Here is a 14,516-nt window from a genome sequence, read left to right as displayed (position 1 = left end):
TATTGATTTAATTGGTACGTTATATTATAACATTCCACTCGCAAATGATTTGAGGGTGAAATTTTGGCTATTTGTATTAAAAAATTGACAATAGCTCTGGGAATGCTTTTAGTCAGTGGTGCGGTTATGGCGCACGGTCATCATTCCCATGGTGCTCCGATGAGTGAAGCAGAACAAAAGGCGTCGGAAGGGGTGTTTGATGATAACCAGGTGCAAAACAGGGCGCTGACCGACTGGGATGGCATGTGGCAGTCGGTCTATCCGTATCTGGTGAGTGGCGAACTGGATCCGGTATTCAAAAAGAAAGCGGAGAAAGACAAGAGCAAAACGGCAGAGCAGGTTAAAGCCTATTACCGTAAGGGCTACGCGACCGATGTTGACACTATTGGTATTGAAAACGGCGTAATGGAGTTTCATACCGGTAAAAAGGTGGCATCGTGTAAGTATGATTATGCCGGATATAAAATTTTGAACTATACGTCAGGCAAGAAAGGTGTGCGTTATCTGTTCGAGTGTAAAGACGCTGGCAGCGACGCGCCGAAATACGTGCAATTCAGCGATCACATTATCGCGCCACGTAAGTCGAGCCACTTCCATATCTTTATGGGGAATACCTCACAGGCGGCCCTGCTTGAAGAGATGGATAACTGGCCAACCTATTACCCTTATCAGCTCAAGGGAGAAGAGGTGGTGGATGAAATGTTGCACCATTAATCCCGACTGAAACTGTCCGATGAAACCCGCCGATGTTGGCGGGTTTCTGTGTATTACACTGACAGGAACATTATTTCCCGGATGTCAGCGTGTTGTAGCTGGTCATCAGGTTGCGATAGTCAGGAATATGGTTGGAGAACAACGTTCCCAGCCCTTCAATATCGTTGCGCCAGTCACGGTGTAATTCACAGGCCAGACCGAACCATGTCATTAATTGTACGCCAGCAGATGACATACGATTCCACGCGGAATCACGGGTCAGCGGATTAAACGTACCGGATGCATCAGTGACCACAAACACGTCGAAACCGGCTTCAATGGCAGAAAGCGCAGGGAATGCGACGCAGACTTCGGTCACCACCCCGGCAATAATTAGCTGCTTTTTGCCTGTCGCTTTGATCGCGTTAACAAAATCTTCGTTATCCCAGGCATTAATCTGGCCAGGACGTGCGATATAAGGGGCATCCGGGAACAGTTCTTTCAGCTCCGGAACCAATGGACCGTTAGGTCCCGTTTCAAAGCTGGTGGTCAGAATCGTCGGGAGTTTGAAATATTTCGCCAGATCGCCTAATGCCAGAACGTTGTTTTTAAACTTGTCTGGATCGATGTCACGGACCAGTGAAAGTAAACCCGTTTGGTGATCGACCAGTAGTACGGCAGCCTGATCTTTATCAAGACGCTTATAAGCAATAGTCATTTTTCTTTCTCCATATGATGAGAGGGTGCCTTGCGGGCTGAATCTACTGATAAACATTAGTGGCTAAACGGGGCATTGGGTAGGCGCAAAAGTGGGTTTCATCGTTGCATATCTGGAACGAATAATGATGTTGCAACCGGACTGAAACAGAATGCTATATTCTAAAGCTTCTCTTTCCATCCCCTGACGCATTCGTTAGCATATTGTCTCGCAGCAAGTGCATGTGTTTTTTCAGGAAGAGGTTAACGTGTTCGCAGAGTATGGAGTTCTGAATTACTGGACGTATCTGGTGGGTGCTATTTTTATTGTGCTGGTACCGGGGCCAAATACGATATTTGTGCTGAAGAACAGCGTCGGTCGTGGAGTGAAGGGCGGTTATTTGGCAGCAAGCGGTGTGTTTATCGGTGATGCCGTCTTGATGTTTCTGGCCTATGCTGGCGTAGCTGCGCTTATCAAAACAACACCGGTATTGTTCAATATCGTTCGTTATCTCGGCGCGTTTTATCTGCTGTATCTCGGTGCGAAGATCCTGTATGCCACACTGAAATCGAAAGCCAACGACGCTGCACCAGAAGAAGTTCCGTTTGGCGCGATTTTCAAACGTGCATTAATTTTGAGTCTGACGAATCCTAAAGCCATTCTGTTTTATGTGTCGTTTTTCGTACAGTTTATTGATGTCAACGCGACTCACTCAGGATTGTCGTTCTTTATTCTGGCGATGACGCTTGAAATAGTGAGCTTTTTCTACCTGAGCTTCCTTATTTTCTCCGGTGCGTTTGTGACACAGTATATTCGTACGAAGAAAAAACTGGCTAAAGTTGGGAATTCCCTCATTGGCTTGATCTTTGTCGGTTTTGCCGCACGTTTGGCGACGCTTCAGTCGTAACGCTATTGGCCCGCTGTTGACGGCGGGCTTTCAGTATAAAGCTGTTCCCTTCATTGAAAAATGGGATTGTTATAACCAATAAATGGTATTTTAAATATATATTTTGAGGCGTACCCTGTTCACAGCAGCGATTTAATAAGACTCGCTGGTTGTCGACTGGAAAAGGGAAGAAAAATGCTTCAAATTCCACAGAATCATATTCATACACGCTCAACGCCGTTCTGGAACAAAGAAACTGCACCTGCCGGAATTTTCGAACGCCACCTTGATAAAGGTACCCGTGCCGGGGTTTATCCTCGACTTTCGGTTATGCAGGGGGCGGTCAAATATCTCGGATACGCAGATGAACACAGCCCGGAGCCAGTAGAGGTGATGATTATCGAAGCCGGTCAGTTCGGCGTTTTTCCGCCGGAAAAATGGCATAACATCGAAGTAATGACCGACGACACCTACTTTAATATCGACTTTTTCGTGGCGCCCGAAGTGTTGATGGAGAGCGCAAATCAACGAAAAGTTGTGCGTACCGGCAAGGAGTAAATCATGAGTAAAGCAACCTACACCGTTACAGTCACCAATAACAGCAATGGCGTGTCTGTCGATTATGAAACTGAAACGCCGATGACGCTGTTGATCCCGGATGTGGCCGCTGAAGTGGTTAAAGATCTGGTCAATACGGTGCGTTCATACGATACCGAGAATGAGCATGAAGTCTGTGGCTGGTAGGTATTAGTCTCTGCTACTGATTGAATGTATTCGTTTTTGATTTATAAACCTCTCTGCGTTTTGCTGGCGCAGCGAGGTTTTTTTATCTGTAAGAATCAGGGAAATATCCGGAAAAAGATTTCTTAAGAAAACCTTAAGGTCTTCGCATCGATTGCTAATAGTGGATTATTGACAGAGGTTATGATCGTGGAACTGTCACAATACAGAACCTCGCTTATGAAACTGAACACCCGACTTACATTACCCACTTTCATTCTTGGGCTAGTCATCGTAGCGATCCCGTTTACCGCGAACTGGAATGTACCTTTGCTCAACGGTACTGTCGTCAGATGGATTGAGAATGGTCAGGCGCTATGGCTGCTCTTTGGTGCGGTTTTTACTCTCAGCTACATCCGGCCTTTATCACGTCCCGAAGGTGAGAAGCAATTTTGGCTTTGGGCGGCTGTGTGGTGGCTGGTGTTGCTGGGGCGCAGCACCAGTTGGGGCCGTGATTATTTTCCGGAACACCCTAAACTTCTGTTCAGAACTATCTCAGTGGTATTGATTGCCATGATTATTCTGCCGGTACTGATATCGAAGCGCTTACGCCAGGATATTGCCCGTCGCTTACGCAATGAACCGCTGCCGCTATGGCTGTTAGCGATCACCACCTGTGCATTTTTGATCTCCGATACGGTAGAGCATCATCGTCTGTTGGCCCCAATCTTTTTGCACAATGCCCAGTACGGCGATCTCATTGAAGAACTGTACGAACTTCCGTTTATGGCGGGGTTGTTCCTGATGAATCTCGGTTTTATGCAGCGGGATAAGCAGGTGGAATCAGCTTCCATTCGCTTTAGTGAACCACAGTTGGAGAAGTAACGAGAAAATGCCTGAGTCTGGAAAGCCAGACTCAGGCGGCTTGGGCGATGACTTACTCAATGGCCTCGCACAGGCGTGATTTCATGTCGCTATACGTTTGTGCGGCATACTTCTCTGCCCATCCCTGATCGCTAATGTGCTCAATATTTACGGCGCAATATTTGGTTTCCGGCGTTTTCGAAATAGGATCGAGATTATCCTGGGTTAACTCGTTACACGCGCCAATCCACCATTGATAGGTCATATACACCGTTCCGGTATTGATGCGCTCGGAGACATCTGCTCGACTGATGACCTTACCGCGTCGCGAACTGACCCATACCAGGTCACGATGACGAATACCTAATTTTTCTGCATCATGAGTATTGATTTGCACATACCCAGGCTCATCTGCCAGGGCCTGCAATGCTGCGCAGTTGCCGGTCATTGAGCGGCACGAATAGTGGCCGACTTCGCGCACAGTGCATAACACCATTGGGTACTTTTCATCAGGTACTTCTGCAGGAGCACGCCACTGTGCGGCAAACAATTTACCTTTGCCATTGGCGGTATCAAACTGGCTGTCTGTATACAGATACGGCGTACCTGGGTGATCAAGCTCCGGACATGGCCACTGAACGTGGCCCATGTCACCCATTTTTTCGTAAGTCACGCCGTAGAAGAGCGGGCATAGCTCGCGCATCTCATCCCAGATTTGCTGGTTACTTTGGTACTGCATCGGATAGCCCATTGCGGTGGCCAGCAGACTGATGATTTCCCAGTCGCGTTTGACATCCCCCGTAGGTTCAATCGCCTTTTCAAACCGCTGGAATCCGCGATCGGCGCAGGTAAAGACGCCGCCGTGTTCGCCCCACGATGTTGCGGGCAGGAGAACGTCAGCCATTTCTGCCGTCTTGGTCATGAAGATGTCTTGTACCACGATAAAATCGAGCGCGTTAAAGCCTTCACGGACCAGACCCAGATCGGCCTCGGTTTGCAGCGGATCTTCACCCATGATGTAGTAGGCTTTGACTTTACCTTCGATTGCCAGATGGGGGACTTCGGTGATCCGGGTGCCGACCTTATCATCCATCAGATTTACGTCAATACCCCAGGCGTTGGCAAACTTCTCTCTCACGGCGAAATCGGTCACGTCCTGATACCCAGGGAACTGGTTAGGCAGCACCCCCATATCGCACGCGCCCTGCACGTTATTTTGCCCACGCACTGGCCCAACGCCGACGTTAGGGCGTCCCAGATTGCCGGTCAGCAACGCCAGGCTCGACAAACCACGAACCACGTCAACGGCCTGGCCAAACTGGGTGACGCCCATTCCCCACATCACGGTTGCCGATGGCGCTGCGGCAAATGTACGCATCGCCTGACGAACCTGCTGTGCGGGAACACCCGTTAAATGTTCAACGGCTTCAGGCGCATAGTCCTTCACGGTTTCCCAGTATGTTTCCAGTCCTTCCGCATGCTTTTGTACATACTCGCGATCGTAGAGCTGCTCTTCGATGAGGACATGGCCAAAGGCGTTAACCAGTGCCATATTACAACCGTTTTTTAACTGCAAATGTTGGTCAGCGATACGAGCAGTTTCAATACGACGTGGGTCGCAGACAATGATTTTTGCGCCGTTCTGGCGAGCTTTAATTACCCGGCGAGCCACGATCGGGTGCGAGTCGGCGCAGTTATAGCCAAAGATCAGCAGGCATTTTGAGTTTTCAATGTCGCTAATTGAGTTACTCATTGCACCATTGCCCAGCGTTTCCTGCAGCCCGGCAACGGAAGGGCCGTGGCAGACACGGGCGCAGCAATCGACATTGTTGGTGTTGAGTACGCCACGCGCGAATTTTTGCATCACGTAGTTGGTCTCATTCCCTGTTCCACGTGAAGACCCGGTGGTCATTATGGCGCGGGGGCCATAGGTATTTTTGATTTCAGATAAGCGTTTTGCGGTGTAACGAATGGCTTCATCCCAGCTAACGGGAGTGAATTTCCCACCTTTTTCATAGCGGATCATTGGTCGGGTCAGACGGGGAGTCAGAAGACGAGTGTCGTTCAGAAAGTCCCAACCATAGTAGCCTTTCAGGCATAACTGATTTTGGTTTGTTACACCCTCTGCGGCTTCGGCGCGGATGATTTTGTTATTTTCAACAACAAGCTTGAGCTTGCACCCGGCCCCACAGTATGGGCATACACTGGTGATTTTTTTCATCAATAACAGACCTGTTAAATGCTGAAATAGCGCGAATTGTAAACGGAGCCACGCGATACGCATCGTGGACTACGATTTGTCATAGTGACGGGCTGTTTAAGCATAAAGTGTGCCAGAAGTGAAAAACCAGCAATTACAGGGGCTGAGGGGGAGTGAGTAGACCTGAATGACTGACGATTCGACATTAATGACGAGCTACGTCAGGGAAAATGCCGCCATCAAATGGTTTAACCTTATGAAAGATCAGAAAAAGATGAAAATAACAGGTGATGCTGATCACAAATTTTAATTTTTCAGCGCTATGCTATGCTTTTATACAACGAGTGAATCGTTAACTCAAAAACATAGGTGAGGGATATTATGGGCATTATTTCATGGGTGATTTTCGGTCTTATCGCTGGGATTTTGGCAAAATGGATTATGCCAGGTAAAGATGGCGGCGGATTCTTTATGACCATTATCTTAGGGGTTGTTGGTGCGGTAGTGGGTGGCTGGATCAGTACCTTCTTTGGTTTTGGTAAAGTCGATGGTTTCAACTTTGGCAGTTTTGTCGTAGCCGTTATTGGTGCAATTGTGGTGTTGTTTATCTACAGAAAAATCAAAAGCTAAGAAAACATACTGACAATAAAGGCCACTGATATGTGGCCTTCTTCTCAGATTACCACCAACCCAGTTCTGTTCCCAGAACGACGATGACAGCCACGCCGATCATAATAAGCGTTGTTTTTTTCATCGTTATGCTCCTGGTGAGGCGTATCCGCCAATAAAGAACCAGGACAGGAAAACGACAGCGGAAATGAAAATAATAACGGGGAAAATAATACCGAGTCGCATACGCTTATCTGCCAGAATAATTTAAAGATGATTAAGCATAACAGGGCTTAATGTACGACAAAAGCGGTTTTATCCTGGCGTTTCTTATCCTGATACATCGCACTGTCTGCAAGATGAAGCGCACAGTTGACGTCTGTCTCCAGCGGGTCTATTTCCACAATGCCCAGGCTGACTCCCGGATAATACAGACAGATCTCACCCAGGTCATAGTCACCGCAAATTAGCTGCTGTAAGTGGTTTTTCACGCTTTGCAAGCGAACATACGGCGGCATTTCGTTTTCCATTGACAGGCTGGCGACTAAAAATTCGTCACCGCCCAGACGACCAAGAATATCATTCTCACTGCATCCACGGCGTAAACGCTGGCCAATTTGGATCAAAAACTGGTCACCGACTTCGTGGCCAAAACGATCGTTGATCAGTTTGAAATCATCTAAATCAATATAGGCGACAATAATTTTGTGCCTCAGGTGGCGTGCCAGCGAGAAGAGGGTTTCGATATTTTCAAAGATTGCCCGACGGTTAGGTAGCCCGGTCAGAACGTCAGTGTAGGAGTGGGCGATCAGCGCAGCATTCGCTTCACGTAATTGAGCAACCAGCGATTCTTTCTGAATAGACTGCGCTATCAGACCCGCGAACAGATGCAGTACCTGCTCACCTCGTTCGCTTAGCGGTTGTTGCTGACGACTGGTGGCGCAGAGGGTGCCATAGAACGTGCCATCTGGCAGGTGGACTGGAGTACTCAGAAAGGTTGTGATCTCCAGTGCGCGTGCGGCGGTACATTCTGGCCAACGCGCGGGAACGTTATCGCTATACAGACAGTTTGCGTCTATTGCGCGCTTGCAGAGTGTCTCATCCCACGGCACCGACAGCCCTTCGGGGAGCTGCATTTGCTTACTATTACGCGCATACAGAATATGCTGCAGGCGCGCATCTAAATCGACCTTAGTAAGATAGGTCGACTCCATCTCAGTGACTACCTCCAGCATCTCCAGAAGTTGCCGAACCAGACTCTCAACAGACTGCTCTGTGGCTAATGATTGTGAGACTCGGGCAAGGATCATGTCTGACATGAGAGGCAAATACTCCAGAATGCTGATAAGTCCTGTATTGCCCGCATAATAGAACATCGGAGAGAAAGATGAAACACGCTATCCGGGTCAAAATGTAGACATGGGATTGAAACTCGTCAGTAAAACATGGAGATAGGTGGGGAGTCGGGGTACTCTTCCTGCGTAACGTTTTTAACAGGAGTGAATATGAAACTTGCCTCTATTGTTGTGCCCGGCATTTTGGTGCTGGCGGGGTGTTCCACATCACCTGAAGCACCAGTACCACCGAAAATTGGCATGGCGAACCCGGCATCCGTATATTGTGAGCAAAAGGGCGGTGTGCTGGTTGCGGTGCAGACACCGCAAGGCGTAAGGTCGGATTGCAAACTACCCGGCGGCGAAGTTATTGATGAATGGGCGCTTTGGCGCAGAGATCATCCGGCAACGGGCAAATAACCCGCTGTCACAATTGACGTAACCACTCAGCCAGAACCAGCGCATGGTTTTGCTGCGTATCCTTCGCTGCATACAGCAGCGTTAACGGCTGTTGCCGGGCAATGTCCGCGAGTCGCTTGCCTTCCTGCTGTTGCTGGGCAAGTTCTGCGCGGTATTGCTCGGCGAAATGGGCAAAATCGATGATATCTGCGTGGAATGCCTTACGTAAATCAGATGAGGGCGTCAGCGCTTTATCCCATTCATTGAAAACAAGATCGGTTTTTTTCACCCCGCGCGGCCACAGCCTGTCGACCAGAACACGATAGCCATCACTTTTTTCTGCCGGGTCATACACGCGTTTACACTGAATATTCATCTCTTAATCCGCTCCGCTAAGCCACTGAACTCGTCTTCATTACGGTTAAATAAGATCGTAAAACGTGACTATTATAGCATTTTGGCCACATAGACTCTCAATTTAAGGGATTGTGGTAACAACAAAAAATCGGTAGGCTGAGGCTCCTTATGTTGTCCCTCATTGTCTGGACATAAGGAAAGTTAATGGAAATTTCCCCAGTTAAAGATACGCTTCGCATTGCGCTGGTGGGCGATTACAGCCCCGATATTGTGGCGCACCAGGCTATTCCCCTTGCCATCGATGATGCTGCTGCCGTTCTGGAATTAGTGGCTGATTATGACTGGCTCACCACATCTGATATTAGTAGTGGCGAAGATTTAGTCGGCTATGATGCCATCTGGGTGGTCCCTGGCAGTCCTTACCAGCACCCGGAAGGCGCGCTGACGGCAATACGTTACGCACGCGAAAACAGCATTCCATTTTTGGGCACTTGTGGCGGTTTTCAGCATGCTATTCTCGAGTATGCTCGCAATGTGCTGGGCTGGCGTGATGCTGCGCATGCGGAAACAGAGACCACGGGTCGTATGGTGATTGCACCGCTGACCTGCTCGTTGGTCGAAAAGACGGATGATATTGAACTGCGCGCGAATACGCTGATCGCCAGAGCCTACGGACGGGATGTCATTACAGAGGGGTATCACTGTAACTATGGCGTGTCGGAAGCTTTTGCCGCTGAGCTTGAAAGCGGCGATCTGCGAGTGACGGGTTGGGATGACGCTGGTGATGTTCGCGCTATTGAACTGGTGACACATCCGTTTTATGTCGGGACGCTTTTTCAGCACGAACGAGGGGCACTGGCAGGAAAGCCTGTACCGCTCGTCCAGGCACTGCTGCGCGCGGCCAGAGGATAACAACTGGGCAGGTTGCTTATTCGCCTGCCCGGTGTATTACCTGCTGGCGATCTCTTTCTCGCGTCCTGAACAGACGCCAAACACGGCCATGATGAGGGCTAGCAGCGCGACGCCAACCAGAGGGATCTGCCAGCTATCGTTAAGATCGTGAATTTTCCCCATCATCGGCGGCCCACATGCGGCCAGTAAATATCCGACAGATTGCGCCATGCCTGATAGCGCGGCAGCCTGGTGTGCTGAGCTTGCACGTAGCCCGATGAAGGTGAGGCCGAGGATCATCGTGGCACCGGAGCCAAAGCCAAACAGCACGGTCCACAGTGCCGCCTGCTCGGGCATAACTGCAAACCCTGCAGCGCCAACAGCGCACATTAACGAGACCAGTGCGGCGATAGTACGCTGATCTTTAAACCGATACAGAACGAGGGGGATCAGTAGCCCGGGCGCTGCGGTCGCCAGTTGCAGTAAACCATGCAGCGACCCCGCCTGTGCCTCACTGTAGCCGTGACTGATCATAATGGCGGGTAACCAGCCGATAATGACATAATAGATGAGTGAGTTGATGCCCAAAAACAGCGTGACCTGCCAGGCGAGACTGGAGCGCCAGATTGCGCGGGAGTGCAACGCTCGCGAATTACTGAGGCTGGCATTGGCCGTCTGGCGCCACTGAGGTAACCAGATCAATAACGCCAGCAGTGGAAAGATCATTAACATCATTAGCGCGCCGCGCCAGCCAAAGCCATTTAACGCCAGCGGCACGACCATTGCCGAACCCAGCGCTGCTGCAGCGCCCATCGTTAACGAATACGCCCCGGTGAGCTTTGCCACATGCTGTGAAAAATCACGCTTAATGAGTCCCGGCAAAAGGACATTTCCTAGCGCGATGCCACAGCCAATGACTGCTGTCCCACCAAACAAGGCTCCGGATGAGGGGAGTGAACGTATAGCAATACCCACACAGATCAGCAGCATGGCGGCTAACAGGCTGCGCTCAATGCCCCAACGGCGAGCGACGGTTGCCGCCAAAGGCGACACCAGCGCAAAAGCAAGCAGTGGTAATGTGGTCAGGAGTCCCGTCTGGGCGGTGGTCAGACCGTAGTCAGTGCGAATCGCGTCCAGCAGCGGGGCTGCGCCGGTAAACGTAACGCGTAGTGTGGTCGCGATCATCAGGATACCCGCAATTAACAGCGCACTGTTTTTACCACGGGAAGAAGGGGAGTTAGTCATTTTTTTCTCATATCGTCAGGCGAGGCGTTACCTTAGCGTTTTTACTCTGTGGATGAATCAAGCTAAAATGACAGTTTATCGCTAAAATCGGACATTCTTATGTTTGGGCTGAGGCTGGACGGGTATCAACCCGATCTTTACCACGATGCCGCCGTGGCTTTTTGTATTCAGGCTCAGGAAGATGAGCTTTTCAGCCCACTGCATCAACACCGCAAAGGTCAGTTAATCCTGGCGTTGCATGGTGCAATTACCTGTGAAGTGGAGAACGCCATGTGGATGGTGCCGCCGCAATATGCGGTGTGGATACCTGGTGAAATTCCGCACAGTAACCACGTTACCGTTGGCGCGCAGTTGTGCTTTTTATTCATTGAACCTCACGCAGTGGTGATGCCGGATCGGTGTTGTACGCTGAAAATAGCGCCATTATGCCGGGAACTTATTCTTGCGTTGGCGAGCAAAACGGATGCCCAGCTCTGTGAACCAGCCACCCAGAGGTTAACGCAGGTATTGTTTGACGAACTCCCACAGCAGCCACAGGAGCAAATGCAGTTACCGGTATCCGATCACCCGAAAATTCGCAAGATGGTGGCGACGATGGCGCGGGAACCTGCACAATGGCAAACACTGGGGCAGTGGGCCAACGTGTTTGCGATGAGTGAGCGTAACCTTGCCCGCCTGGTCGTCAAAGAGACGGGGCTAAGTTTTCGCCGCTGGCGCCATCAGCTACAGCTGATCCTGGCGCTGCAGGCACTGATCGACGGGCACAATGTACAACAGGTCGCTCAAATGCTCGGTTACGATTCTACGACCGCGTTTATCACCATGTTCAAAAAAGGTCTGGGTCAAACACCAGGTCGCTATCTGGCGGGGTTGACTACTGCTTCCCAACAATCAGCGACACCAGACCTGCCGCAATAAGCGGACCCACCGGCACGCCGCGAAAGAGGGCAACGCCCAATACTGTGCCCACCAGTAAACCAGCGACGAGTTGAGGTTGGCTGCCCATCAGCGTGACGCCGCGCCCGCCAAGCCAGGAGACAACAACGCCGACGACGATAGCGACCAGCGACTTCCAGTTTACAAAGGAGTGAATAAGCGTAGAGGGGGGCAGCGTGCCGCTGGCGATGGGAGCCATGACGCCGATCGTCAGAATAATAATCCCAACGGTAAGCCCCTGCTTTTCAATCCACGGGAAGAATGTATTCAGCGGAGTAACACGGACGATTATCAGCACCAGAATTGAAACGGCGACAGTGGTGTTGTGGCTGACAAAGCCCAGAGCTGCCAGTCCAAGCAGGATCAGCAGTGTGACATCAAACATCGTAGTTTCCTTGCCAAAAGAAAAAATAAGCCTGCTTACTGTACGCGTAAACGCGTGACGGAACAGGCTTTTTTTAATGATTATGATTTTTTTTGGGCGAACGCATAATATCGCGTTTTGATACTGATATTACCGGCCTGCTATTGTGCGCGATGGAATGGGACTAATTCAGGTTGCGCAATGCGCAAATAATCTTGAGTGTCCATGATCACGGACTTTTCCAGCAGTCCGGCATTGAACGCAATTTCATTAAAGCGCTCAAACAACAGCGGATCGGCAACCAGCCTGAGTTTTGGATGGAAACTAAACGGTGGGATAGCACCAAATACGCAGCCGGTCAGTTCATCCACTTCAGCCGGGCTGGCAAGTGATGCGCGTAAACCGCCGATATGTCCTGCAAGCTGGTTCAGGTCAGCCTGTTGGTCAGCCGGGAGAATGGCCAACACATGCTGATTAACGCCGTTGCCTTTGACCTTACAGACCAGGGCTTTTGCTCCCTGGCCGAGCGCGGTACCACGAATTGCAGAAACAGCCTCACATTTGCCAACGGCTTCATGGCTTACCACGCGGTACGTTGCGCCTTGCTCTGACAACAACGAAATTAAACGCTGATGCGTTGCGTTACCTTTGTTCACTTCCGTCATGACTTACTTTACTCCTGGTACAACAATGAAAATCCTGCAGAAAAATAATCACGCACCGGCGCGTTTTTTCTGTTTGTTCAGATAGAGCTGTGCATCAGATGCTTTGTAAGCATCATCAATAGTGTCGTTCGGCTGCATATTATAAACCCCGGCGGAGAAGCTGATGGATATATCATGCGCAATAATTTGTAAGTTATAGCGAATTCTCTCCAGCAGGCGGGGCGTTAAATCACTGGGATGGTCGATGAGGATGATACAAAACTCATCGCCGCCGAGGCGGATTGCGTAATCGCTTTTGCGAATGGAGCTTTGAATGGCTTTGGCCAGATGGGTGATAATCCGGTCGCCTTCTTTATGCCCTAACGTATCATTGATGACTTTCAACTTATCGCAGTCGATGGCGATAAAGGTGACGAGAGTGCCCGTATTGACCAACTGCTGCAAACGTTGTTCGAGCGTCGGGGTTAAAACTTTCCGATTGTAGAGTCCGGTCATGGCGTCACTGATATTTTCGCGCGTGACGTTGTGATACAAACGAAAATGCGTTCTGACCAAATTCAACAGCAGAATTGTTGCCAGCAGATAGAAAGCGAAGATTTTCCAGGACGAGACAATAAAATACATTAAATCAAGCGATAAAGTGATGCGTATACCGCCTGGAATGTCCTTCTCGTAGTGAACATAGTGAAACAGGTTAGTCTCACTTTGGTGAACGAGAATCTCTTTACCGGAGCTGGTATCTGAGAGCGTAACGTTAAGATAGCGCCATACCAGAGGCCGGTCGCTGGTATAAAAGATATTCTTTAAATTCTCTTTGTTGATATCCACCATTACTACACCTTTTAACTTACCGGTATAGTAGACCGGTGTTAAAAAGCTCATCACCTTTTTCCCGGTCAGGTTATCCTGATAAATACTGGAGATCACCGTGCGCCCCGTGAAAATAGCGTCAATATCATTCTGGTCAATGCCGAGGGTACCTTTTTGCAAAAACGTCCAGTTATGTATCGCAAATTGGCGCGAGTCGATCCGGTCATAGAAATAGACGTAGTTATTTTTGAGGTCGACGTAATATCGTAATTTATACTCCAGCGTACCTAATCCCTGACCGTAGTCTTTCTGCTCACGATTAGCGCTTACCGCCTTATCAAAAGAGGGCAGCAGGAATATGTCTTCAAGTTGTTCGCTACATTTCGTTGAGGTGGTTTGCAGCGTCCCGTGCAATGGCGGGTAGTTATGCTCTGTGAGATTGAGTCCATGAGTGCCGTTAACGCTGTCGAAAGCGTTGCAAAGCGCTTTTTGTTGTTCGACAGACGCGGGTTCCTGAGGGGATGAAAATGTGCGCATCAGATGGGCGGCAATACTTTGATTAGTATACTTATCATAAAGAAACGATGAGTCGGCTTTCTCATTGATATAGCGCATGTACGCATTCATTGCTTTATCGCTGGCAATGAGCTCATAAACCAAAAAAGAAGACGTCAAAACAATTACGCTAACGGAGATAAAGAGCCTGAGCGCTTTATGATGCAATTTCATAATGATTTACAGCCCTGTAAGTCTGATACTTCAGTCTATCACACGGTATACCTCCTCTCTAACGCTACGGGGAAGGACATTTTGTAATAAAAAACATTCGTACTCTTCACCTTTAAC

18 protein-coding genes and 1 pseudogene are annotated in these 14,516 nt (G+C 49.5%); 9 read left to right on the top strand and 10 right to left on the bottom strand.

Annotated elements, in window-relative coordinates; translation table 11 throughout:
* Window positions 1-102 precede the first annotated feature (102 nt).
* Window positions 103-714, top strand: coding sequence for a metal-binding protein ZinT (gene zinT, locus I6L54_RS15395; RefSeq protein ID WP_233614741.1), 612 nt, complete (start codon window positions 103-105; stop codon window positions 712-714).
* 70 nt (window positions 715-784) lie between these two features.
* On the opposite strand, the gene ycaC is transcribed toward zinT, so the two are convergent.
* Window positions 785-1,411, bottom strand: coding sequence for an isochorismate family cysteine hydrolase YcaC (gene ycaC / locus I6L54_RS15390; RefSeq protein WP_005120379.1), 627 nt, complete (start codon window positions 1,409-1,411; stop codon window positions 785-787).
* A gap of 247 nt (window positions 1,412-1,658) precedes the next feature.
* Between ycaC and leuE the strand changes: the two genes are divergently transcribed.
* The 4 genes from leuE (at window position 1,659) to I6L54_RS15370 (ending at window position 3,881) form a co-directional block, all read left to right on the top strand.
* On the top strand, window positions 1,659-2,297 hold the full coding sequence (leuE, locus tag I6L54_RS15385) for a leucine efflux protein LeuE (RefSeq protein ID WP_005120378.1): 639 nt from the start codon (window positions 1,659-1,661) through the stop codon (window positions 2,295-2,297).
* 174 nt (window positions 2,298-2,471) lie between these two features.
* A complete protein-coding gene (gene yeaR, locus I6L54_RS15380; protein ID WP_005120376.1) occupies window positions 2,472-2,834 on the top strand; it encodes a DUF1971 domain-containing protein YeaR in 363 nt (120 codons plus the stop codon).
* Between the two features lie 3 nt (window positions 2,835-2,837).
* Window positions 2,838-3,020, top strand: coding sequence for a DUF1869 domain-containing protein (locus tag I6L54_RS15375; protein WP_005120375.1), 183 nt, complete (start codon window positions 2,838-2,840; stop codon window positions 3,018-3,020).
* Window positions 3,021-3,236: 216 nt separating this feature from the next.
* Window positions 3,237-3,881, top strand: a complete 645-nt coding sequence (locus tag I6L54_RS15370; RefSeq protein WP_040233628.1) for a hypothetical protein — start codon at window positions 3,237-3,239, stop codon at window positions 3,879-3,881.
* Between the two features lie 52 nt (window positions 3,882-3,933).
* Here the strand turns inward: I6L54_RS15370 and fdhF are convergent, their stop codons facing one another.
* The gene (gene fdhF, locus I6L54_RS15365; RefSeq protein ID WP_040233894.1) at window positions 3,934-6,081 is read right to left on the bottom strand and encodes a formate dehydrogenase subunit alpha; all 2,148 of its coding nucleotides are present in this window, start codon (window positions 6,079-6,081) and stop codon (window positions 3,934-3,936) included.
* A gap of 360 nt (window positions 6,082-6,441) precedes the next feature.
* Between fdhF and I6L54_RS15360 the strand changes: the two genes are divergently transcribed.
* Window positions 6,442-6,690, top strand: a complete 249-nt coding sequence (locus I6L54_RS15360; protein WP_005120370.1) for a GlsB/YeaQ/YmgE family stress response membrane protein — start codon at window positions 6,442-6,444, stop codon at window positions 6,688-6,690.
* 49 nt (window positions 6,691-6,739) lie between these two features.
* Here I6L54_RS15360 and I6L54_RS15355 read toward each other — a convergent pair whose 3' ends face one another.
* The 3 genes from I6L54_RS15355 to I6L54_RS15345 are packed head-to-tail and all read right to left on the bottom strand — an operon-like array spanning window position 6,740 to window position 7,988.
* Window positions 6,740-6,814, bottom strand: a complete 75-nt coding sequence (locus I6L54_RS15355) for a hypothetical protein (protein ID WP_137378469.1) — start codon at window positions 6,812-6,814, stop codon at window positions 6,740-6,742.
* Window positions 6,815-6,816: 2 nt separating this feature from the next.
* Window positions 6,817-6,915 carry a YoaK family small membrane protein gene (locus I6L54_RS15350; protein WP_086523648.1) on the bottom strand — a complete coding sequence of 33 codons (99 nt, stop codon included), beginning with the start codon at window positions 6,913-6,915 and terminating at the stop codon, window positions 6,817-6,819.
* A 47-nt stretch (window positions 6,916-6,962) separates the two neighbouring features.
* Complete coding sequence (locus I6L54_RS15345) at window positions 6,963-7,988, bottom strand: sensor domain-containing diguanylate cyclase (RefSeq protein WP_040233631.1); 1,026 nt, start codon at window positions 7,986-7,988, stop codon at window positions 6,963-6,965.
* A 186-nt stretch (window positions 7,989-8,174) separates the two neighbouring features.
* Between I6L54_RS15345 and I6L54_RS15340 the strand changes: the two genes are divergently transcribed.
* On the top strand, window positions 8,175-8,423 hold the full coding sequence (locus tag I6L54_RS15340) for a putative hemolysin (protein WP_005120367.1): 249 nt from the start codon (window positions 8,175-8,177) through the stop codon (window positions 8,421-8,423).
* Between the two features lie 7 nt (window positions 8,424-8,430).
* Here I6L54_RS15340 and I6L54_RS15335 read toward each other — a convergent pair whose 3' ends face one another.
* Window positions 8,431-8,778 (bottom strand): DUF488 domain-containing protein, encoded by a 348-nt coding sequence (locus I6L54_RS15335; protein WP_005120366.1) that lies wholly within the window; start codon window positions 8,776-8,778, stop codon window positions 8,431-8,433.
* A 185-nt stretch (window positions 8,779-8,963) separates the two neighbouring features.
* On the opposite strand from I6L54_RS15335, the gene I6L54_RS15330 reads away from it, so the two are divergent.
* Window positions 8,964-9,671, top strand: a complete 708-nt coding sequence (locus I6L54_RS15330; protein ID WP_040233632.1) for a CTP synthase C-terminal region-related (seleno)protein — start codon at window positions 8,964-8,966, stop codon at window positions 9,669-9,671.
* A gap of 36 nt (window positions 9,672-9,707) precedes the next feature.
* Here I6L54_RS15330 and I6L54_RS15325 read toward each other — a convergent pair whose 3' ends face one another.
* On the bottom strand, window positions 9,708-10,895 hold the full coding sequence (locus I6L54_RS15325; protein WP_040233634.1) for a CynX/NimT family MFS transporter: 1,188 nt from the start codon (window positions 10,893-10,895) through the stop codon (window positions 9,708-9,710).
* A gap of 99 nt (window positions 10,896-10,994) precedes the next feature.
* On the opposite strand from I6L54_RS15325, the pseudogene I6L54_RS15320 reads away from it, so the two are divergent.
* Window positions 10,995-11,787: pseudogene (locus I6L54_RS15320) on the top strand (AraC family transcriptional regulator); the annotation flags it as partial.
* Here I6L54_RS15320 and I6L54_RS15315 read toward each other — a convergent pair.
* From I6L54_RS15315 to dgcJ, 3 genes are all read right to left on the bottom strand, one after another.
* The gene (locus I6L54_RS15315) at window positions 11,770-12,216 is read right to left on the bottom strand and encodes a DUF441 domain-containing protein (RefSeq protein WP_005120361.1); all 447 of its coding nucleotides are present in this window, start codon (window positions 12,214-12,216) and stop codon (window positions 11,770-11,772) included. The pseudogene I6L54_RS15320 and the gene I6L54_RS15315 overlap by 18 nt on opposite strands.
* Window positions 12,217-12,356: 140 nt before the next feature.
* Window positions 12,357-12,860 (bottom strand): YbaK/prolyl-tRNA synthetase associated domain-containing protein, encoded by a 504-nt coding sequence (locus I6L54_RS15310; protein ID WP_040233638.1) that lies wholly within the window; start codon window positions 12,858-12,860, stop codon window positions 12,357-12,359.
* Window positions 12,861-12,908: 48 nt separating this feature from the next.
* Window positions 12,909-14,399, bottom strand: a complete 1,491-nt coding sequence (dgcJ, locus tag I6L54_RS15305; RefSeq protein ID WP_040233640.1) for a diguanylate cyclase DgcJ — start codon at window positions 14,397-14,399, stop codon at window positions 12,909-12,911.
* Between the last annotated feature and the right edge of the window lie 117 nt (window positions 14,400-14,516).

The sequence above is a fragment of the Citrobacter pasteurii genome, from assembly GCF_019047765.1.
Taxonomy (GTDB): Bacteria; Pseudomonadota; Gammaproteobacteria; order Enterobacterales; family Enterobacteriaceae; genus Citrobacter; species Citrobacter pasteurii.
Note: the sequence above shows the minus strand (reverse complement) of the source record. Positions and strands in the feature narration are given on the sequence as shown.